The sequence below is a fragment of the Stenotrophomonas sp. 78350_Sma genome, from assembly GCF_056482105.1.
Window position 1 is genome coordinate 4,325,661 of the sequence record NZ_CM151182.1, and the last position, 17,290, is coordinate 4,342,950.

Annotated in this window: 15 protein-coding genes; 4 read left to right on the plus strand and 11 right to left on the minus strand. The window is 67.0% G+C overall.

The genetic code is table 11. From position 1 onward, the window contains the following. Positions 1–61: 61 nt before the first annotated feature. Positions 62–1,786 (minus strand): ATP-dependent RNA helicase RhlB, encoded by a 1,725-nt coding sequence (rhlB, locus tag ACZK4H_RS19945; RefSeq protein WP_099555244.1) that lies wholly within the window; start codon positions 1,784–1,786, stop codon positions 62–64. 511 nt (positions 1,787–2,297) lie between these two features. Here rhlB and trxA point away from each other — a divergent pair. The 3 genes from trxA to ACZK4H_RS19960 all read left to right on the plus strand — a co-directional run bounded on the left by trxA (position 2,298) and on the right by ACZK4H_RS19960 (position 6,375). Beyond that, complete coding sequence (gene trxA / locus ACZK4H_RS19950) at positions 2,298–2,627, plus strand: thioredoxin (protein WP_005411275.1); 330 nt, start codon at positions 2,298–2,300, stop codon at positions 2,625–2,627. Positions 2,628–2,855: 228 nt separating this feature from the next. Further along, positions 2,856–4,592: a transcription termination factor Rho gene (rho, locus tag ACZK4H_RS19955; protein ID WP_164145958.1), complete on the plus strand. Its 1,737-nt coding sequence runs from the start codon at positions 2,856–2,858 to the stop codon at positions 4,590–4,592. A 208-nt stretch (positions 4,593–4,800) separates the two neighbouring features. Further along, a complete protein-coding gene (locus ACZK4H_RS19960) occupies positions 4,801–6,375 on the plus strand; it encodes a sensor domain-containing diguanylate cyclase (RefSeq protein ID WP_099604046.1) in 1,575 nt (524 codons plus the stop codon). Between the two features lie 34 nt (positions 6,376–6,409). On the opposite strand, the gene ACZK4H_RS19965 is transcribed toward ACZK4H_RS19960, so the two are convergent. Both ACZK4H_RS19965 and aceK read right to left on the minus strand, forming a co-directional pair. Continuing rightward, on the minus strand, positions 6,410–7,297 hold the full coding sequence (locus ACZK4H_RS19965; RefSeq protein WP_099555109.1) for an energy transducer TonB: 888 nt from the start codon (positions 7,295–7,297) through the stop codon (positions 6,410–6,412). Positions 7,298–7,363: 66 nt separating this feature from the next. Further along, positions 7,364–9,094, minus strand: a complete 1,731-nt coding sequence (aceK, locus tag ACZK4H_RS19970; protein ID WP_099555111.1) for a bifunctional isocitrate dehydrogenase kinase/phosphatase — start codon at positions 9,092–9,094, stop codon at positions 7,364–7,366. Between the two features lie 241 nt (positions 9,095–9,335). Between aceK and ACZK4H_RS19975 the strand changes: the two genes are divergently transcribed. Next, the gene (locus ACZK4H_RS19975) at positions 9,336–10,073 is read left to right on the plus strand and encodes a KilA-N domain-containing protein (RefSeq protein WP_239503796.1); all 738 of its coding nucleotides are present in this window, start codon (positions 9,336–9,338) and stop codon (positions 10,071–10,073) included. An 81-nt stretch (positions 10,074–10,154) separates the two neighbouring features. On the opposite strand, the gene ACZK4H_RS19980 is transcribed toward ACZK4H_RS19975, so the two are convergent. The 8 genes from ACZK4H_RS19980 to queF form a co-directional block, all read right to left on the minus strand. Next, complete coding sequence (locus tag ACZK4H_RS19980) at positions 10,155–10,514, minus strand: hypothetical protein (protein ID WP_049424080.1); 360 nt, start codon at positions 10,512–10,514, stop codon at positions 10,155–10,157. A 53-nt stretch (positions 10,515–10,567) separates the two neighbouring features. Further along, positions 10,568–10,984 (minus strand): roadblock/LC7 domain-containing protein, encoded by a 417-nt coding sequence (locus ACZK4H_RS19985; RefSeq protein ID WP_099555125.1) that lies wholly within the window; start codon positions 10,982–10,984, stop codon positions 10,568–10,570. Next, positions 10,977–11,525: a GTP-binding protein gene (locus ACZK4H_RS19990; RefSeq protein WP_099555115.1), complete on the minus strand. Its 549-nt coding sequence runs from the start codon at positions 11,523–11,525 to the stop codon at positions 10,977–10,979. The genes ACZK4H_RS19985 and ACZK4H_RS19990 overlap by 8 nt, the downstream gene beginning before the upstream one ends. Further along, complete coding sequence (locus ACZK4H_RS19995; RefSeq protein ID WP_099555117.1) at positions 11,518–12,489, minus strand: hypothetical protein; 972 nt, start codon at positions 12,487–12,489, stop codon at positions 11,518–11,520. Before ACZK4H_RS19995 ends, ACZK4H_RS19990 begins: the two co-directional genes overlap by 8 nt. Positions 12,490–12,804: 315 nt before the next feature. Beyond that, positions 12,805–15,027 carry an NADP-dependent isocitrate dehydrogenase gene (locus ACZK4H_RS20000; RefSeq protein ID WP_099555119.1) on the minus strand — a complete coding sequence of 741 codons (2,223 nt, stop codon included), beginning with the start codon at positions 15,025–15,027 and terminating at the stop codon, positions 12,805–12,807. A 343-nt stretch (positions 15,028–15,370) separates the two neighbouring features. Next, on the minus strand, positions 15,371–15,883 hold the full coding sequence (locus ACZK4H_RS20005) for a hypothetical protein (protein ID WP_099555121.1): 513 nt from the start codon (positions 15,881–15,883) through the stop codon (positions 15,371–15,373). A gap of 45 nt (positions 15,884–15,928) precedes the next feature. After that, the gene (locus ACZK4H_RS20010; protein ID WP_005411287.1) at positions 15,929–16,222 is read right to left on the minus strand and encodes a LysM peptidoglycan-binding domain-containing protein; all 294 of its coding nucleotides are present in this window, start codon (positions 16,220–16,222) and stop codon (positions 15,929–15,931) included. Positions 16,223–16,465: 243 nt separating this feature from the next. Further along, complete coding sequence (gene queF, locus ACZK4H_RS20015; RefSeq protein ID WP_099555123.1) at positions 16,466–17,284, minus strand: NADPH-dependent 7-cyano-7-deazaguanine reductase QueF; 819 nt, start codon at positions 17,282–17,284, stop codon at positions 16,466–16,468. Positions 17,285–17,290 lie beyond the last annotated feature (6 nt).

Genomic DNA, 17,290 nt, shown 5'->3' on the forward strand with positions numbered 1-17,290 from the left:
GGTGCCGACCGTTGGTCGGCACACCTCAAGGCCACCCGACCAACGGTCGGGTGCCGCCGGCTTAGTTGCCCGACAGCATCCGGCGGATCTTGCGGCCGATGCGGGTCAGGAACGAATCGCCGGTATCTGCGGCGGTACGCACCGGCTTGGCCACCACCTGCACCGGGGTGACCGGGCTGGCGCCATTGCCGGCATTGGCCTGCACGCCCTCGGCACCCTCGACCGGACGGCCGTGGCGACGACGACGGCGCTTGCGCGGCTTGTGCTCGCCGTCCACCGCACCTTCCGGTGCGCCTTCGGCACGCGGCGGGCGCGGCGGGCGCGGAGCCTGGGCGGTGGCGCCTTCGGCGCCGGCGGCCGGGGCGGCAGCGCCCTGCTCGCCTTCCACGCGCGGCTTGCGCGGGCCACGCGAACGGCGTTCGCCGCTGCGCTCACCGTCACGGCCACCACGGCCACCACCACCGCCGGAACGGCCGCCACTACGGCCACCGCCCCGACGCTCTTCCTCGGCGGCACGGGCTTCGCGCGCTTCGCGGAAGATCTGGCCGACGCTTTCGTTGTCCTCGCCTTCCTCGCCTGCAGCCGGTGCCGGGCGTTCCGGGCGCGGCAGCGGCGTCAGCAGTTCCTTGGTGACCGGCTCGGACGGAATCTTCTGCTCGATGTAGGCCTCGATGTCCGGCAGGCCCATGGCGTAGCGCTCGCAGGCGAAGCTGATCGCGTCGCCCTCTTCACCCAGGCGCGCGGTGCGACCGATGCGGTGCACGTAATCTTCGGCATCGAACGGCAGGTCGTAGTTGTAGACGTACTTGATGCCGTCGATGTGCAGGCCGCGCGCAGCCACGTCGGTGGCCACCAGGATTTCCAGCTGGCCCTTCTGGAAGCGGTTGAGCAGGCTCTCGCGCTTCTTCTGCGGCACATCGCCGGACAGCACGCCGACACGGTAGCCGGCCTTCTCCAGCGATCGGGCGACGCGCTCGACGAACACCTTGGTATTGACGAAGACCATGGTGCGCGCGCCTTCGCTGCGCGACAGCAGGCCCAGCAGCAGCGGGATCTTCTCGTCGTCGGCCGGGAAGTAGATGCGCTGGCGCACGCGGGCAGCGGTGATGGTCTCGGCTTCGACCACCAGCTTCTGCGGCTCGTTCATGTGCTCGTAGGCCAGCTCCAGCACGCGATGGCTGAGGGTGGCACTGAACAGCAGGGTCTGGCGGGTGGTGCGCTCCGGCATGCGGCGCAGCAGGAAGCGGATGTCCTTGATGAAGCCCAGGTCGAACATGCGGTCGGCTTCGTCCAGCACGCAGATCTCGCAGGCGTGCAGCGAGACCACCTTGTGCTGCTTGACGTAATCGATCAGGCGGCCCGGGGTGGCGATGATCACGTCCACGCCCTGCTGCAGCAGTTCGCGCTGCTTGTCGTAATCCACGCCGCCGTAGACCAGGGCGAAGCGCAAGCCCAGGTCGGAACCGAACTTCACCGCATCCTTGTGGATCTGGATGGCCAGTTCGCGGGTCGGGGCGAGGATCAGGGCGCGCGGATCTTCCGGCTTGCGGTCGGCCAGCGCCGGACGCGTCAGCAGGCGGTTCACGACAGCAACCAGGAAGGCCAGGGTCTTGCCGGTGCCGGTCTGGGCCTGGCCGGCAACATCACCGCCGGGCAGCGCGACCGGCAGGGTCAGCGCCTGGATCGGGGTGCAGCGGGTGAATCCGGCTCCTTCAAGGCCGGCCTGCAGGGCCGGATGCAGCTCGAAGGAGGAGAAGGTCAAATCGGTCAGCGGTTTGTCGCTCATGAGTCCGTCTTGGTATGGCCGCCGGCCCGTGGGGCGGCTGGCACTTCATCGTCTAGGGGCACCGTCGCAAACTGCGGCCCCTGCGGCGGGTTGGCCGGCTGGGACCACCCGGTCCGCGCGCCGCACAATGGCCCAGTTTAACGCACTCGGGCCAGCAAACCGGAATGCCCTGTCTCAGGAACCGAAGAGACGCTCGATCTTCATCCAGCCACACGGGACTTGAACGACCCGGCCGGGCCCGCTGGTGTCGCCCGCTGCCACCCCCATCTTCGGGAAGACAGTGAAATCCGACACATACCGAGCTTCGAAGCGATCACGATACGCTGGGTTCCAGCCGGCGCCTGTCCCCGCCCTGCGATAGGGGTACACTGCCGGCCGTGAGCGTCCAGGCATCCCGCCGAACGCACCGCGGCAGTGCGCCGCGAGGCAACGACGAGGGTCGCGCCACCGGGCATGGCCCAGTTCACCCACCTCCGGCATGGCCGGGTGCAATCCAAGACGAGAAACCAAGATGAGCGACAAGGTTGTACATGTCGGCGACGCCGACTTTGATAGCGCAGTGCTGAATTCCAAGGAACCGGTGCTGGTCGATTTCTGGGCCGAATGGTGTGGCCCGTGCAAGATGATCGCCCCGGCGCTGGACGAACTGGCCGACGCCTACCAGGGCCGCGCCAAGATCGCCAAGGTCAACGTCGACCACAACCGTGCGCTGGCCGCCAAGTACCACGTGCGTTCGATCCCGTACCTGGTCGTGTTCAAGGACGGCGAGAAGGTCGGCGAGCAGATCGGTGCGGTGGGCAAGGCCCAGCTGGCCGGCCTGCTGGACAAGGCCCTGGCCTGATCCTGCTGTTTTCCGGCAGCCGCCGCCCGCGGCTGCCGGCGGGCGCCCCGCGTCCATGATGAATGCTGTTCCCGGCGGCCCTTGCACGGCGCCGCAGGCCGATGATAGTGTCGGCACATCCGGCCGCGTTCGCGTGCCGCACCCTCTGGACGCAGTTTCTTCCAGACCCATTCCCAACGTTCGCCGCCCCAGCCGGGCGCTCGCACCTTCAAGCGAGGAATAACGCTCTTGTCCGATAACACTTCCGAAACCGGCAGCGCCGATGCGCCCGCCGAAAAGCGCGTGCGCAAGCCCCGCGTGAGCAAGGCCGCCGCCCCGGCAGCCGCCGAAACCAGCGCCGCTCCGGCGCAGCCGACCCTGCCGCTGGCCGCCGCGCCCGAGGCCCCGGCCCCCGCCCCCGCACCGAGCGCGCCCGCCGCCGAGGCCCCTGCCAGCAGTGGCGGTGGCGAAGGTGGTGAGGGTCGCGAATCCGGCCAGCCGCGGCAGCAGAACCACCAGGGGGGTGGCCAGAACCAGGGCCAGAACCCGTACAACCAGAACGGCCAGCAAGGCCAGGGCAACCGCCGTGACCGCTTCCGCAACCGCCGCGACCGCGACCGCAACAACAACAACCGCTTCCGCGACGACGGTATGCCCAACGACGGCGGCGAGCAGCAGCCCTTCGTGCCGCGCCCGCATGCCAACGTTCCGGAAGGCTTCCCGGTCTATTCGCTGAGCGACCTCAAGCGCATGCCGGCGCAGAAGCTGCTGGAGATCGCCGAGCAGCTGCAGATCTCCGAAGGCGTGGCCCGCGCCCGCAAGCAGGATGTGATCTTCGCCCTGCTGAAGGTGCTGACCCGCCACGGTGACGGCGTCGCCGCCGACGGTGTGCTGGAAATCCTGCCGGACGGCTTCGGCTTCCTGCGCGCGGCCGAAGCCAGCTACCTGGCCGGCCCGGACGACACCTACATCTCGCCCAGCCAGATCCGCCGCTTCAACCTGCGCACCGGCGACCACATCTCCGGCCGCATCCGCTTCCCGAAGGACGGCGAGCGCTACTTCGCGCTGAACATCGTCGACACCATCAACGGTGAGCCGATCGAAGCGTCGAAGAACAAGGTGCTGTTCGAGAACCTCACCGCCCTGTTCCCGCGCCGCCGCTTCACCCTGGAGCGTGGCAACGGTTCGTCGGAAGACATCACCGGCCGCATCCTCGACCTGATGGCCCCGCAGGGCAAGGGCCAGCGCTCGCTCATCGTGTCGCAGCCGAAGGCCGGCAAGACCATGATGATGCAGCAGGTCGCCACGGCCATCACCACCAACCACCCGGACGTGCACCTGATCGTGCTGCTGATCGACGAGCGCCCGGAAGAAGTGACCGAAATGCAGCGCACCGTGCGCGGCGAGGTCATCAGCTCGACCTTCGACGAGCCGGCCGCGCGCCACGTGCAGGTGGCCGAAATGGTCATCGAGCGCGCCAAGCGCCTGGTCGAGCACAAGAAGGACGTGGTGATCCTGCTCGATTCGATCACCCGCCTGGCCCGCGCCTACAACAACGTGGTGCCGAGCTCGGGCAAGGTGCTGACCGGTGGCGTGGACGCCAACGCCCTGCACCGCCCGAAGCGCTTCTTCGGTGCTGCGCGCAACGTGGAAGAAGGCGGCAGCCTGACCATCATCGCCACCGCGCTGGTCGACACCGGCTCGAAGATGGACGAGGTGATCTACGAAGAGTTCAAGGGCACCGGCAACAGCGAAGTGCACCTGAGCCGCCGTATCGCTGAAAAGCGCGTGTTCCCGGCCATCGACATCAACCGTTCGGGCACCCGCCGCGAAGACCTGCTGATCGAACCGGAACTGCTGCAGAAGATCTGGATCCTGCGCAAGCTGCTGCATCCGATGGATGAAATGGCCGCGATGGAGTTCCTGCTGGACAAGATGAAGAACACCAAGTCCAACGACGAGTTCTTCGGTTCGATGAAGCGCTGAGCCCAACGCTGCGCTTGAAGAAACCTGCCGCCGCCTGCGGCAGGTTTTTTTTTGCCTGCAGGGCGACCCACTTCACTTCACCGCCGTCCGGTTTTGGCGATAATCCGCCCGATGCCCTGCCCGGCCCCGAGGGCGTGGCCACCGATTCCCGCTGTCGCCCCTTCCGGAGAACCGGTCGGGTCCAGCCTCCTGCCGGATCCGTCGACGCATGCGAACGCTGTCTCCCCGCCTCAACCTGGGCAAGCTGATCCTCGCCCTGGCCCTGCTCAGTGCCATCATCGCGCTGGCCAACACCCTGCTGGCCAGCTACCGGGTGCAGCGCGACCAGCTGGTCGGCAACACCCTGGAAGCCAACCGCGTCTACGCCACCAAGCTGGCCGAGACGACCCAGAACTTCCTGCTGGCTGCCCAGCAGGAACTGGCCTACGCCGCCACCCGGCTCGGCCAGGGCAACCTCGATCCGGCTCAGGCCCAGGACGAAGCCAGCCGCCTGCAGCTGCAGACCAACAGCTTCAACTCTTCGCTGGTGGTGGACGCCGACGGCCTGGTGATCGCCACCTCACCGCAGACCCTGCAGCTGCAGGGCGAAGTGCTGCACAGCGTCGGCAACAACGCCGCGCTGGCCGCGCGCCAGCCGATGATCAGCGACCCGTACCAGTCGGCCACCGGCAAGCTGCTGGTCTCGCTGTCGCACCCGATCTTCGATCGCCAGGGCCACTACCGTGGTTACGTCAGCGGCACCCTGTACCTGCGCCAGCGCAGCGCACTGCACACGCTGCTGGGCAAGCACTACTACCGTGATGGTTCCTACCTGTACGTGGTCGACCGTCATGGCCGCCTGCTGTACCACGCCGATGGCAAGCGGGTGGGCGACTACGTGGTCGGCAACCCCGCAGTGAAGGCCGTGGTACGTGGCGAGCGCGGCGCGCAGCAGGTGCGTAACAATCTGGGCGTGTCGATGCTGGCCGGCTACGCGCCGGTGGCGGCCACCGGCTGGGGCATCATCGCCCAGCGCCCGACCGAGGCCACGCTGCAGCCGCTGTCGCGGTTGATGACCGCGGTAATCTGGAACGCGATCCCGCTGGGCCTGCTGTCGCTGCTGATCACCTGGTGGTTCGCCCGTCGCATCTCGATGCCGCTGTGGCAGCTCGCACGCAACGTGCAGGGCGGCGAAGACACCGGCAACGCGATCAACCACGTCAGCGGCATCCGCGCGTGGTACTTCGAGGTCGCCCAGCTGAAGCAGGCGGTACTACACAGCTTCAATGCGCTGCAGGACCGCATCGGCACGCTCAACCGCGCCAGCCGCACCGATCCGCTGACCGGCCTGCTCAACCGCCGCGGCCTGCAGCAGGCACTGGATGCCCTGCAGGTACAGGGCATTCCGTTCGCGATCCTGGCGCTGGACATCGATCGCTTCAAATCGATCAATGACAGCCACGGCCATGATGTCGGCGACGCCGCCATCGTCCATATCGCCGACCAGATGCGCCGCTACTCACGCGACAGCGACATCCTCTGCCGCGCCGGTGGCGAGGAGTTCCTGCTGCTGTTGCCGGGCATCAGCACCGAGTCGGCACGCCAGGCCGGCGAGCGCCTGCGCCAGCACATTGCCGACCATCCGTTTGAACCGGTCGGCACCATCACCGTCTCGCTGGGCGTGGCCCACTTCCCCAGCTTCCATGTCGATGCCGAGCAGGCACTGCGGCTGGCCGACAAGGCGCTGTACCTGGCCAAGGAACAGGGCCGCAACCGGGTGGTGGTCTACCCCTACGCCGATTGACGCGAAGCCGGGCTGGCCGGCTCCGCAGTGATCGTCAGCCCTGCTCCAGCGGCGTCAGCAGGCGCAGGCCGCGCTTGGCGCCGTCCACCATGTAGATGCCGCCCTCGGGCAGCAGGTCGCCGCCGGCCTGCTCGATCGCATCTGCCTTCCGCCACGGCACGGCCTGCCGCGGGCCGGGAATGAAGGCACGCCAGCGGCCATAGCGCTCCGCTCCATTGGGATCATCGTTCAGGCCGAAATTCACCGGTATGCGTACCGTCCAGCTGTCGCGGGTGCTGGCCTCGCCGGTGGTCGGTGGCTTGAACGTCCACTTGCGGGCACTGCTGACGGCGGCCTTGGCCAGGATCTCGCGCATCTTGGCAAGGGTGCGCTCGCGTCCGACCACGGTCATGTTCACCTGCTCGGCAACGACATCGGCCACCGTGCCGTCACGCGCGATCCGGACCACCAGCAGCACTTCACCCTGCCCACCGCTCCGATAGACTTCTTCCGGATAACGCGGGGGTGCCATGCGCCCTCGGGTCACCGAATCGGTGGCCTTCTCATCGTACTCGCTGAAATTGACGCTGGTCATGCTGACTTCGTAGCCACCATCGGCCATGGCCTTGCCCCGCAGGCGCACCCGCAATGGCGCACGTGCGGCCACCGCCTTGCCATCGCGCAGGGTGGGTTCGAAGCGCCAGCCACCGATGGTGCCCTCCACGAAAGACGCGATGCTCGGAGACAGCATCGACTTCTGGTCCAGCACCAGCGAACTGACCGCGCCCTCGGGCGTGACCTCGATATGGCCAGTGAGCACCATGCTCATCTCCGCGGTGGCACGCACCGCACGCGTGGTCTGTGCGCTGGCATCGCCGGCAAGCAGGGGAGCGCCGGCGCCGACGGCCAACGCGAGAGCGAGGAACAGGGGGGGACGCATCATTGCCGGATCCTTGGTGATGAATGCCGAGCGTAGCGCAGTCTTCACCTCCGGGACAGTTCGGCCGGGCTACGCCAACCGATGCGCGCCAGCATAGGGCGGTGTATCCGGATAGTCACCGCGGGCGAAGCGCTCCTGCAGGCCCTGCCACCACGCCGGATCGAACAGATGCCGGTAGTGCTCGCGTACCGCGGCCAGTTCGCGCGCCGGCAGGCCCATGAATGGGCCGAAGCGCTCGGGAAACACATCGCGCGGCCCCACATGGAACCAGGGTTCGTCAGCCAGCGCTTCTTCCGGCGTGCGCGGCTGCGGCCAGGCGCGGAACTCGCAGTCGCTGACCAGGCACAGTTCGTCATAGTCGTAGAACACGGCCCGGCCGTGCCGCGACACGCCGAAGTTCTTCGGCAGCATGTCACCGGGGAAGATGTTGTTGCGCGCCATGTCGGTGATCGCCTGCGCGTAGTCGAGCACCGCTGCACGTACCGCCTCCCCGCCCTGCTCGCGCAGGTACAGGTTCAATGGACGGAAACGACGCTGCACGTAGCACAGTGCGATCTCCACCTCGTCGCCATCGACGCGCACGCTCTGTGCACATTGCTGCAGCAGTTCCTCCAGCAGTGCCGGAGCGAAGCGGTCGCGCGGAAAGCGCAGGTGGCGATAGGGCTGTGCGTCGAGCAGGCGGCCGACACGATCGAGGTTGAACACCAGTGCGTACTTCTCTTCCACCTGCTGCCGCGACATCGCCTTGGGCCACGCGAAACGGTCGCGGATCAGTTTGAACACCAGCGGATAGCTGGGCAGGGTGAACACCGCCATGACCATGCCCGGCGTGCCTTCGGCATGCACCAGCCGCTCCTGCGGATGCTCGTTGAAGTGGCGGAAGAAGGTGCGGTAGCGCTCGGTCTTGCCCTGCTTGGCGCGGCCCAGCACGGTGTAGATCTCATCGATGGGCTTGCCCGGCAGCAGACTGCGCAGGAACACCACTGCATCACCGACCGTGGCCAGGTTGGCCTGGAAATAGCTGCGTGACACGCCGAACAGGTGGGCCACGTCCCGGCGCCGGGTCAGCACTGCATCGGCGCGCAGGCCACGCTCGTCGTTGACCAGCGCAATCACGCACGGCGAGAACCGATGCTCGCCGAACACGCGGCCCACCAGATAGGCGCGGCGCTCGCGGTAGAACACGGTGTCGAGCAGCTCGATGCTGCGCACCGGCGTGTCCCCCCAATGGGCGAGGTCATCCTGAAGTCGCACCGCAATGGCTGCCGCACAGCGCAGCTGATGCACGTAGGGAATGCCGAAGCGGTAGTCGGCGAGCACCCGCTGCAGCGCCTCCACCGGCCGCGTCGGCGAAACCGCGTAGGTATGCCGTGCGACCGGATGGGTGATGGCATCGGAGGGTTCGACATCGAAGGCGATGAACTCCAGCGCCGGATCCACGCCGCGGGTGGCGAACATGCGCCGCGACAACGTGTTGTAGAAGGTCTTGTACAGCTCGGCGTCGATCAGCCCCAGCAGCAGCGCGCTGTACTGCGCATGCACCTGCAGCCAGAGCGCACGTTGGCCGATCGCCTCGCCGGCAAGGCGGCGCAGTGCATCCATCTGCTCGGCGATGCACAGGTCGTACAGCACAATGCGCTCGACCGCATCCTGCCGGGCACCGGCCCAGTCGCGCTGCTCGAAGCGCTGCCGCGCACGGGCGGTCACGCCCGCGAATCGAGCATGGTAATCCTCGAAGCCATCGCGGATGGCCACCGCGATGCGCGGTGCCAGCTCGGCAGCAATGTGAGGCTCGGACATTCAGGGCTTACCCGGTAGGACCGGCTTCACCATACGCTGGCGTGGGGCGGCTTGTGTAGAGCCGGGCCGATGCCCGGCTTGGTTCACCGCAATCTGCCCGAAGCACAGCCGAGCGCCGGTCCGGCTCTGCAGGGGCAGGTCCATTGCGTCCCACGAAAACGCAACGATTCCTACAGACCCCGGTCCACCGTGTTGCCTACCCTTCCAGGCTCACAACGGCACGAGGTGACGCATGCAGCAAATGACCCTGATCCCGCGCATGGAGGAAGGCAATGTAATCCCGCAGCGGGCGCGGGACGGCTACATCAGCGCCACCGCGCTGTGCCAGTCCGTGAACAAGCGCTGGTCCGACTACCGGGCACTGAAATCGACGGAGGAGTTCCTGCAGGAGCTCACCCTCCAGACCGGGCTGGCCGAGCACGAACTCATCCACGTGGTCTCCGGCGGCATCCCGACCATGCAGGGCACCTGGATCCATCCCTATCTGGCCATCAACCTGGGCCAGTGGCTGTCGCGCAAGTTCGCGGTGAAGGTCGCGCAGTGGGTGGTGGAATGGCAGCAGGGCCACGCCAACGCGGTAATGCCCGCGCATATCGAGCGCTACCTGCAGAACCGGGCCAAGGTACCGTACACCCATTTCTCGATGCTCAACGAGCTGACGTTGAACCTGATCGCGCCGCTTGAAGACGCCGGTTACACCCTGCCGCAGGCGCTGGTGCCGGATATTTCCGAAGGGCGCCTGTTCTGCAAGTGGCTGAGGGACCACCGGGGCGTCGACACCGATGCACTGCCCATGTATGACCACACCTATCCGGATGGACGCACGGTGCCGGCCAAGCTGTACCCCAACGAGTTCTACGAGGACTTCCGCCGCCACTTCAATGAAGTATGGCTCCCCGAGAAAGCACCGGCATACTTTGCAGCGCGGGACAGCAAGGCGCTTTCGTTCGTGACCGCGCTGCTGCTTCCGGTACCGTGACTGCGGCTGGAAACAGACGAGCATGACGTTTCGTTCTCCTGTGGAGCCGAGCCCATGCTCGGCTCCACAGGAGCCGGCGGTTCAGATCGCCAGATCGGCCTCCACGTCCTGTACCTTGCGCCGGGCCAGGGCCAGGTTGGACTTGGTACGGTCGAGCACGATGTAGAAGAACAGCCCCTTCTTCTTCGCCACCGGGCGCATGATGTGGTACGCCTTGCCCAGCGAGATCAGGATGTCCTCGATGCTGTCGTTGAGATTCAGCGATGCGGCGGTCTTCATCTTGGCGCGGATCACTTCGGTGTTGCCTGCGGCGGCCACTTCCATGTCCATGCCGGCACCGGCCTCACCCAGCAGCATGCCGCTTTCGTAGTCGACCAGCGCCACTGCCTGCGCGCCGTCGATGCCCATCAGTGCGTTCAACGATTCATTCAATCCAGCCACGTCGCACCCCTTGTCGATGTTGGTTCGAGCCCCTCGTTCCCCTGCGGCCGGGCTCACGATCCGCCGAGTTCGGCCAGGATCGCCTGGCCACATTCCCTGCTCTGCCACAGCACCTGGCCGATCACGCTGCGCTGGTCGCAGGCTGCCATCAGCAGCAGCGGTGCGCGCCCTTCGGCCTGGATGGCCAGCATCAGCACCTTGCCACCCGCGGCCTCCAGCATCAGCGTCTGCAGATCACCCAGCACCAGTTCGCGCCCCACTGCTGCGGCCAGCGCCAGCATCGCGCTGGTCATCGCTGCCAGGCGTTCACCGCGCCCTTCGGCACCGGCACTGACCAGGGCGAAGCCATCGACACTGGCCAGCACCACCGTGCGCACGCCTTCCACCCGCTGCCGCAGGTCCTGCAGCAGCGGCTGCAGGCGCTCACGCTGGCCGGCATCGGGCAGTACCGCCACCTGCCCATCAACCATGCGCGGCCACCAGTGCATGCGCTTCCATTTCGCTCATCAGTACATCCATCAGCAGCAGTCCCTGTTCGCGGTCGCGGGCATCCACTGCCAGCAATGGCAGCGGTTGATCATCGAGACTGGCGCGTGCGGCCCAGTCGTCCAGCGCGGCGTGCGGTGCCTGGTCCAGATGGGTGACGGCCACCACCAGCGCCAATGACGATGCGAACGGTCGCAGTACCTGCAGGTAATCCTCCAGTTCGGCAACCGCGCCCGCGCGCCGCGCATCCAGCAGCAGCACGGCGCCGCGGGCGCCCTGCAGCAGGATCGGCCAGAGGAAATCGAAACGCTGCTGGCCCGGCGTGCCGTACAGCCGCAGGCGCTCGCCATTGGGCAGATCGATATCGGCATAGTCCAGCGCGACGGTGGTGGACGCCTTGTCGGCACCGATGCGGTCACTGTTGGCCACATCGGTATCGATCACCGCCCCGGCCGCGATGCTGCGCACCAGGGTCGACTTGCCACTGCCCATGCCGCCCAGCACGACCACCTTGTGCTCACGCATTGCGCTCGCTCCCGCGCAGGTGCCGCCACAGGCGCGCAAGCAGGCCGTTGTCGGTGCCAGTGCCGCTGCCACGTACTGTCGGCATCGGTGCCACCGGGGCGCTCTGCAATTGCGCGTAGCCGCACAGGTAGGCGGCATGGATGAAATCGCGCACCGCCGCAGCCGGCAACTCAAGCAGCATCGCGCACTCGTCAACCGTGCACGCGCGCTTGAGCAGCAGCGAGCATAGCCGGAAGCCATCGTGGTCATGGCCCAGTACGCGGAAGTCGGGCCAGCGCAGCAGCTTCACTGAGGCGCCACGCAGGCGTTCGTCCAATGCCTGCCAATGGCGGCTGCGCTGTGCCCACTGCCACAGCAGCGGCCGCAGTGGTTGGCGTGGCCGCTCGCCGGCCAGCGCCTGCAGGCGTGCCGGCGTCAGCGCATCCAGTTGCAGGCGTTCGAAGGCATCGGCCAAACGCTCCACCAGCGCCGCAGCCGGTTCCTGCAGCAGCACGGCCTGGTCGTGCTCCAGATCCATCAGCAGCAGAGGCTCGCCCGCATCACTCAACAGTGCCTGGCCCTGTCGCAACGGCAGCCGCTCGCGCAACAGGCGGGTGATGGCATGCGCACCATCGGCCAGGCGGATCGGTGCGGGTGCATGCATTGCCAGGGGTTCCGCTGCCAACTGCATGCCGCGCAATGCACGGCCGATGGCACCGTCATCAAGTATGTCCTGGTGGCCATCGCCGTCGCGCAGCTGGCCCCCCAGATCCTCGATCCAGCACTGCAGTCGCGGGCGTTGCTGGCGCATGCGCTGGGCCGCGTTGCGCAGCGCCGGCGTATCGCGGATGACCAGCAGGTCGCAATCATCCAGGTCCTGGCTGCGGCGGATCTGGCCGTCCGGCAGGGCCGATGCCACGCGCAGCCGTTGCAGCAGGGCCTGCTCGCCCTGGATGTCGGTTCCCACTACCAGCACGCGTGCCATCCGTGTTCCCCGTGCGGCCACCTCCCCGGTGGCCTCGCGTCGCCAAGGCTAGGGCATCGCCAACGGCAGCCGTCGTGATCGACTGCTCAGATCGAGGGCCGCTGCAGATCCACTCATATCCGTTCTGCGACGGCCATCGCGGGCAAGTTTCATGCCCCTTTGACGGCATTCCGACAGCCAACGGAAGTCACGGTTCTGGACGCGGGTCGAATGGGGTCAGATCCCTTTTGCATGGCAAAAGGGATCTGACCCCAGAGCCAAAAAGAAACCCGCGCCGAAGCGCGGGTTCCGGTGTCACGACCGAGCGGCGATGGATCAGCCGCGCAGCTGCTCCAGCGCGGCGTTGAAGGTCGCGCTCGGGCGCATCGCCTTGCTGGCCTTGGCCACGTCCGGGCGGTAGTAGCCGCCGATGTCCACGGCCTTGCCCTGCACCGCGATCAGCTCTTCAACGATCTTCTGCTCGTTGTCGGTCAGTGCCTTGGCCAGCGGGGCGAAGCGTGCCTTCAGTGCAGCATCTTCGTCCTGCGCGGCCAGGGCCTGGGCCCAGTACAGCGCGATGTAGAAGTGGCTGCCACGGTTGTCGATGCCACCCAGCTTGCGCGACGGCGACTTGTCGTTGTCCAGGAACTGGCCGTTGGCTTCGTCCAGCGCCTTGGCCAGCACGCGGGCGGCGGCATTCTCGTAGCGGTTGCCCAGGTGCTCCAGCGACGCAGCCAGGGCCAGGAACTCACCCAGCGAATCCCAGCGCAGGTAGTCCTCTTCCACGAACTGCTGAACGTGCTTCGGGGCCGAACCACCGGCGCCGGTCTCGAACAGGCCGCCACCGGCCATCAGCGGCACGATCGACAGCATCTTGGCGCTGGTGCCCAGCTCCATGATCGGGAACAGGTCGGTCAGGTAGTCGCGCAGCACGTTGCCGGTCACCGAGATGGTGTCCTCGCCCTTGCGGATGCGGTCCAGCGAGAACGCGGTGGCTTCCACCGGCGGCAGGATGCGGATGTCCAGGCCGGCGGTGTCGTGGTTCTTCAGGTACTGCTCAACCTTGGCGATGACCTGCGCGTCGTGGGCGCGGGCGGCATCGAGCCAGAACACGGCCGGGGTGCTGCTCAGGCGGGCGCGCTCGACGGCCAGCTTGACCCAGTCCTGGATCGGCGCGTCCTTGGTCTGGCACATGCGCCAGATGTCACCGGCTTCCACGGCGTGCTCGAACACCACGGTGCCAGCATCGTCGGTGACCTTGACCACGCCGTCGGCGGCGATCTGGAAGGTCTTGTCGTGCGAGCCGTACTCTTCGGCCTTCTGCGCCATCAGGCCGACGTTCGGCACCGAGCCCATGGTGGCCGGGTCGAAGGCGCCGTGCGCCTTGCAGTCGTCGATGACGGCCTGGTACACGCCGGCGTAGCAGCGGTCCGGAATGACCGCCTTGGTGTCCTGCAGCTTGCCTTCGACGTTCCACATCTTGCCGGAGTCGCGGATCATCGCCGGCATCGAGGCGTCGACGATCACGTCGCTCGGCACGTGCAGGTTGGTGATGCCCTTGTCCGAATTGACCATGGCCACGCCCGGACGCTGTGCGTACTCGGCAGCCAGGTCGGCTTCGATCGCAGCGCGGGTGGCTTCGGGCAGCGACGGCAGGCGCGCGGCCAGGTCACCGATGCCGTTGTTGGCGTCGAAACCGGCCTGCTTGAGCACGTCGGCGTGCTTGGCCAGCACGTCCTTGTAGAACTCGTTGACCGCCACGCCGAACATGATCGGGTCGGAGACCTTCATCATGGTCGCCTTCAGGTGCAGCGAGAACAGCACGCCCTGGGCCTTGGCATCGGCGATCTGCTCACCGATGAACGCGGCCAGTGCCTTGCGGCTCATGACGGCGGCATCGACGATCTCGCCGGCCTTGACCGCGGTCTTTTCCTTCAGCACGACGGCGCTGCCGTCCTTGCCGTGGAAGGTGATCTTCAGCGCACCGGCGTTGGCCAGGGTGGCCGACTTCTCGCTGCCGTAGAAATCGCCGGCGGCCATGTGCGCGACGTGCGACTTCGAATCCGACGCCCAGGCACCCATGCGATGCGGGTGCTTGCGCGCGTAGTTCTTCACCGACAGCGGTGCACGGCGGTCGGAGTTGCCCTCGCGCAGCACCGGGTTCACCGCACTGCCCTTGACCTTGTCGTAGCGCGCCTTGTAGTCGCGCTGCTGGTCGTCAGCCGGGGTTTCCGGGTAATCCGGCAGCGGGTAACCCTGGTCCTGCAGTTCCTTGATGGCCGCCTTCAGCTGCGGCACCGAAGCGGAGATGTTCGGCAGCTTGATGATGTTGGCGTCCGGGGTGGTCGCCAGCTGGCCCAGCTCGGCCAGGTCGTCGCTGACCTTCTGCGCGTCGCTGAGCAGTTCCGGGAACTGCGACAGGATGCGGCCGGACAGCGAGATGTCACGGGTTTCCACCACGATGCCGGCAGTGGCGGTGTAGGCGTCGACGATCGGCAGCAGCGACTGGGTCGCCAGGAACGGTGCTTCGTCGGTCAGCGTGTAGAGGATCTTGGACATGGGGGACTTGGACTCTGTAGCAATGCTCAGGGGAAGGCCGGCGCCAGCGCCGGGCCACGTGCAACCGTGTCGCTTTCCCCCGTCGCCGTCAGGGTGGGCGCGCGGCGGGGAAACCCCTGCATTGTCGCGTTTTCAGCCGCGCGGGGCAAAGCCGCGCCATACGCGGCGGTACTGCACGGTGGCAACGCTGTGATCCATCCACGCATGGCGTGGATCCACGCAAACGCCGCCGCCAGTAGATCCGCGCCGTGCGTGGATGAAGCCAACCATCGCCCAATAAAAAAAGGACGCAGCCTCGCGGCTGCGTCCATCGTGAGTCCTGCCGGGAGAGAGTCGGCAGGACTTACTTGACCTCGAACTCCTGCGGCGTTCCGGCCGCCTTGCCATCGACCATGACCTCGGCGCGGTACTTGCCGGCCGGCCAGCCCTTTGCATTCTTGAATGTGACGTTGGTGGTCTCCGCGCCGCTGGCATTCAGGGTCGCGGTCTGTTCGCCGGCCACCTGGCCGTCCTGGAAGGTCAGCTTGGCGCCGACATTGACGTTGTTGGCAGCGCCATCGGTCTTGACCGAGACGATGACGTCATCCTTCGGCGAGAACAGTGCAGCCGGGGCGACCGACTTGTCGGCGGCAGCGGTCTTGCCCACGGTGACAGTGGAAACACTGACCGCAGCAGCTTCCGCCATCGGCGGCGGTGCACCGGTCATCGGCGCCGGCGCTGCCGGCTCGGCCGGAGCCGTGGCCGCCGGAGCGGCGTTGGTGTCGGTCGACTCCTCTTTCTTCTTGCAACCGACCAGGGCGACGCTGCCCAGCAGGGCGGCGATCAGGGCGGTCTGGAGCGGGGTGGTCTTGATCATTCGGGGTTCCTCCCAGGGATTGTCGGACGGCGTTCGATCGCCGGCTTACTTCGGCGGCAGCTTCAGGGTCTGGCCCGGGAAAATCTTGTCCGGGTCGTCAAGCACATCGCGGTTGGCTTCGAAGATCTTCTTCCAGGCGTTGGCGTCGCCCAGATGCTGCTTGGCGATCTTCGACAGCGAGTCGCCCTTCTGCACGGTGTAGGTGCCGCCGCTGACGATCTCGGCGGTGCTGTCCACCGAAGCGCTGACGCCGGAGAAGTCCGCCTTCGGCACCTGCTCGGCGGTACTGTCGACGCTGGCACTGACGCCGGAGAAATCGGCTTTCTTCTCGGTACTCATCCACAACTCCCGTCTGCATGACTACATGGCTCGCACGGTGCCATGGCGGTTGTAAAATGGGGATGGTGCAGATGTGAAGCCGCCCCGGGGGGCGGCTGAACAATCGGGAGATAAGGTGCCTGGTGGTGTCGGCCGCTGGTCGGCTGTGCCAGGGGGATCCGGCCTTGGCCGATTGCCGGCCAGCGGCCGGCACTACCCGTAACCGCCTGCGATCCAAAGGTAGCGCCGGCCGCTGGCCGGCGGTTACTGCCGCAGTTCTCGGTAGGTCGCAGCCGGAGCCGCGATGCCGGGGCTGGCGCGCCACGGGTTGATGTCCAGGCCACCACGGCGGGTGTAGCGGGCTTCCACTTCCAGCCATTGCGGCTGGCAGCGCGCAGACACCTCGCTGAAGATCCGCTCAACGCACTGCTCGTGGAACTCGGCGTGTTCGCGGTAGCTGACCAGATAGCGCAGCAGGCCGGCACGATCCATCTTCGGCCCGCGGTAGCGCAGGCTGACCGTCGCCCAGTCCGGCTGGCCGGTGACCGGGCAGTTGGACTTCAGCAGTGCCGAGACCAGGGTCTCCTCCACCACCTCACCAGCATTGGCCGAAAGGAAGTCCGCCTGCGGCGGGCCGTAGCAGTCGATCGCCACGTCCAGCCCATCGATGGATTCGCCGAGCGGCGTCTCACGCAGGCCCGGCAGGCCGAATTCGACCTGGACCGGCGCACCGGCGCAGGCCGACAGATCAGCCACCAGGCGCTCGCGCAGCGCCTCGGCGCTGTCGACGCGGGTGCTGTTGAGGGAGTTGAGGTACAGCTTGAACGACTTCGATTCGATCAACCGCGGCGAGGTGCACGGCACCTGCACGGTGGCGACGGCGACCTGCGGCTTGCCACGCGGGTCTAGCCAGCTCAGCTCGAAGGCATGCCAGCGGTCGTGGCCGACGAACGGCAGCGCGGCGTCATCGAGGCCGATCTCGGCGCGGGCGCCGCTGCGCGGAATGGGAAACAGCAGGCCGGGATCGTACTGCGACGGGTAACTGACCTCGCGACCGAGGCTGGAATCCTGTGGGGTGTTCATGGGCGT

Coding starts and splice junctions, on each gene's coding strand:
- rhlB (WP_099555244.1), bottom strand. CDS start 1,786: ATGAGCGACAAACCGCTGACCGATTTGACCTTCTCCTCCTTCGAGCTG.
- trxA (WP_005411275.1), top strand. CDS start 2,298: ATGAGCGACAAGGTTGTACATGTCGGCGACGCCGACTTTGATAGCGCA.
- ACZK4H_RS19960 (WP_099604046.1), top strand. CDS start 4,801: ATGCGAACGCTGTCTCCCCGCCTCAACCTGGGCAAGCTGATCCTCGCC.
- ACZK4H_RS19965 (WP_099555109.1), bottom strand. CDS start 7,297: ATGATGCGTCCCCCCCTGTTCCTCGCTCTCGCGTTGGCCGTCGGCGCC.
- aceK (WP_099555111.1), bottom strand. CDS start 9,094: ATGTCCGAGCCTCACATTGCTGCCGAGCTGGCACCGCGCATCGCGGTG.
- ACZK4H_RS19975 (WP_239503796.1), top strand. CDS start 9,336: ATGACCCTGATCCCGCGCATGGAGGAAGGCAATGTAATCCCGCAGCGG.
- ACZK4H_RS19985 (WP_099555125.1), bottom strand. CDS start 10,984: ATGGTTGATGGGCAGGTGGCGGTACTGCCCGATGCCGGCCAGCGTGAG.
- ACZK4H_RS19990 (WP_099555115.1), bottom strand. CDS start 11,525: ATGCGTGAGCACAAGGTGGTCGTGCTGGGCGGCATGGGCAGTGGCAAG.
- ACZK4H_RS19995 (WP_099555117.1), bottom strand. CDS start 12,489: ATGGCACGCGTGCTGGTAGTGGGAACCGACATCCAGGGCGAGCAGGCC.
- ACZK4H_RS20000 (WP_099555119.1), bottom strand. CDS start 15,027: ATGTCCAAGATCCTCTACACGCTGACCGACGAAGCACCGTTCCTGGCG.
- ACZK4H_RS20005 (WP_099555121.1), bottom strand. CDS start 15,883: ATGATCAAGACCACCCCGCTCCAGACCGCCCTGATCGCCGCCCTGCTG.
- ACZK4H_RS20010 (WP_005411287.1), bottom strand. CDS start 16,222: ATGAGTACCGAGAAGAAAGCCGATTTCTCCGGCGTCAGTGCCAGCGTC.
- queF (WP_099555123.1), bottom strand. CDS start 17,284: ATGAACACCCCACAGGATTCCAGCCTCGGTCGCGAGGTCAGTTACCCG.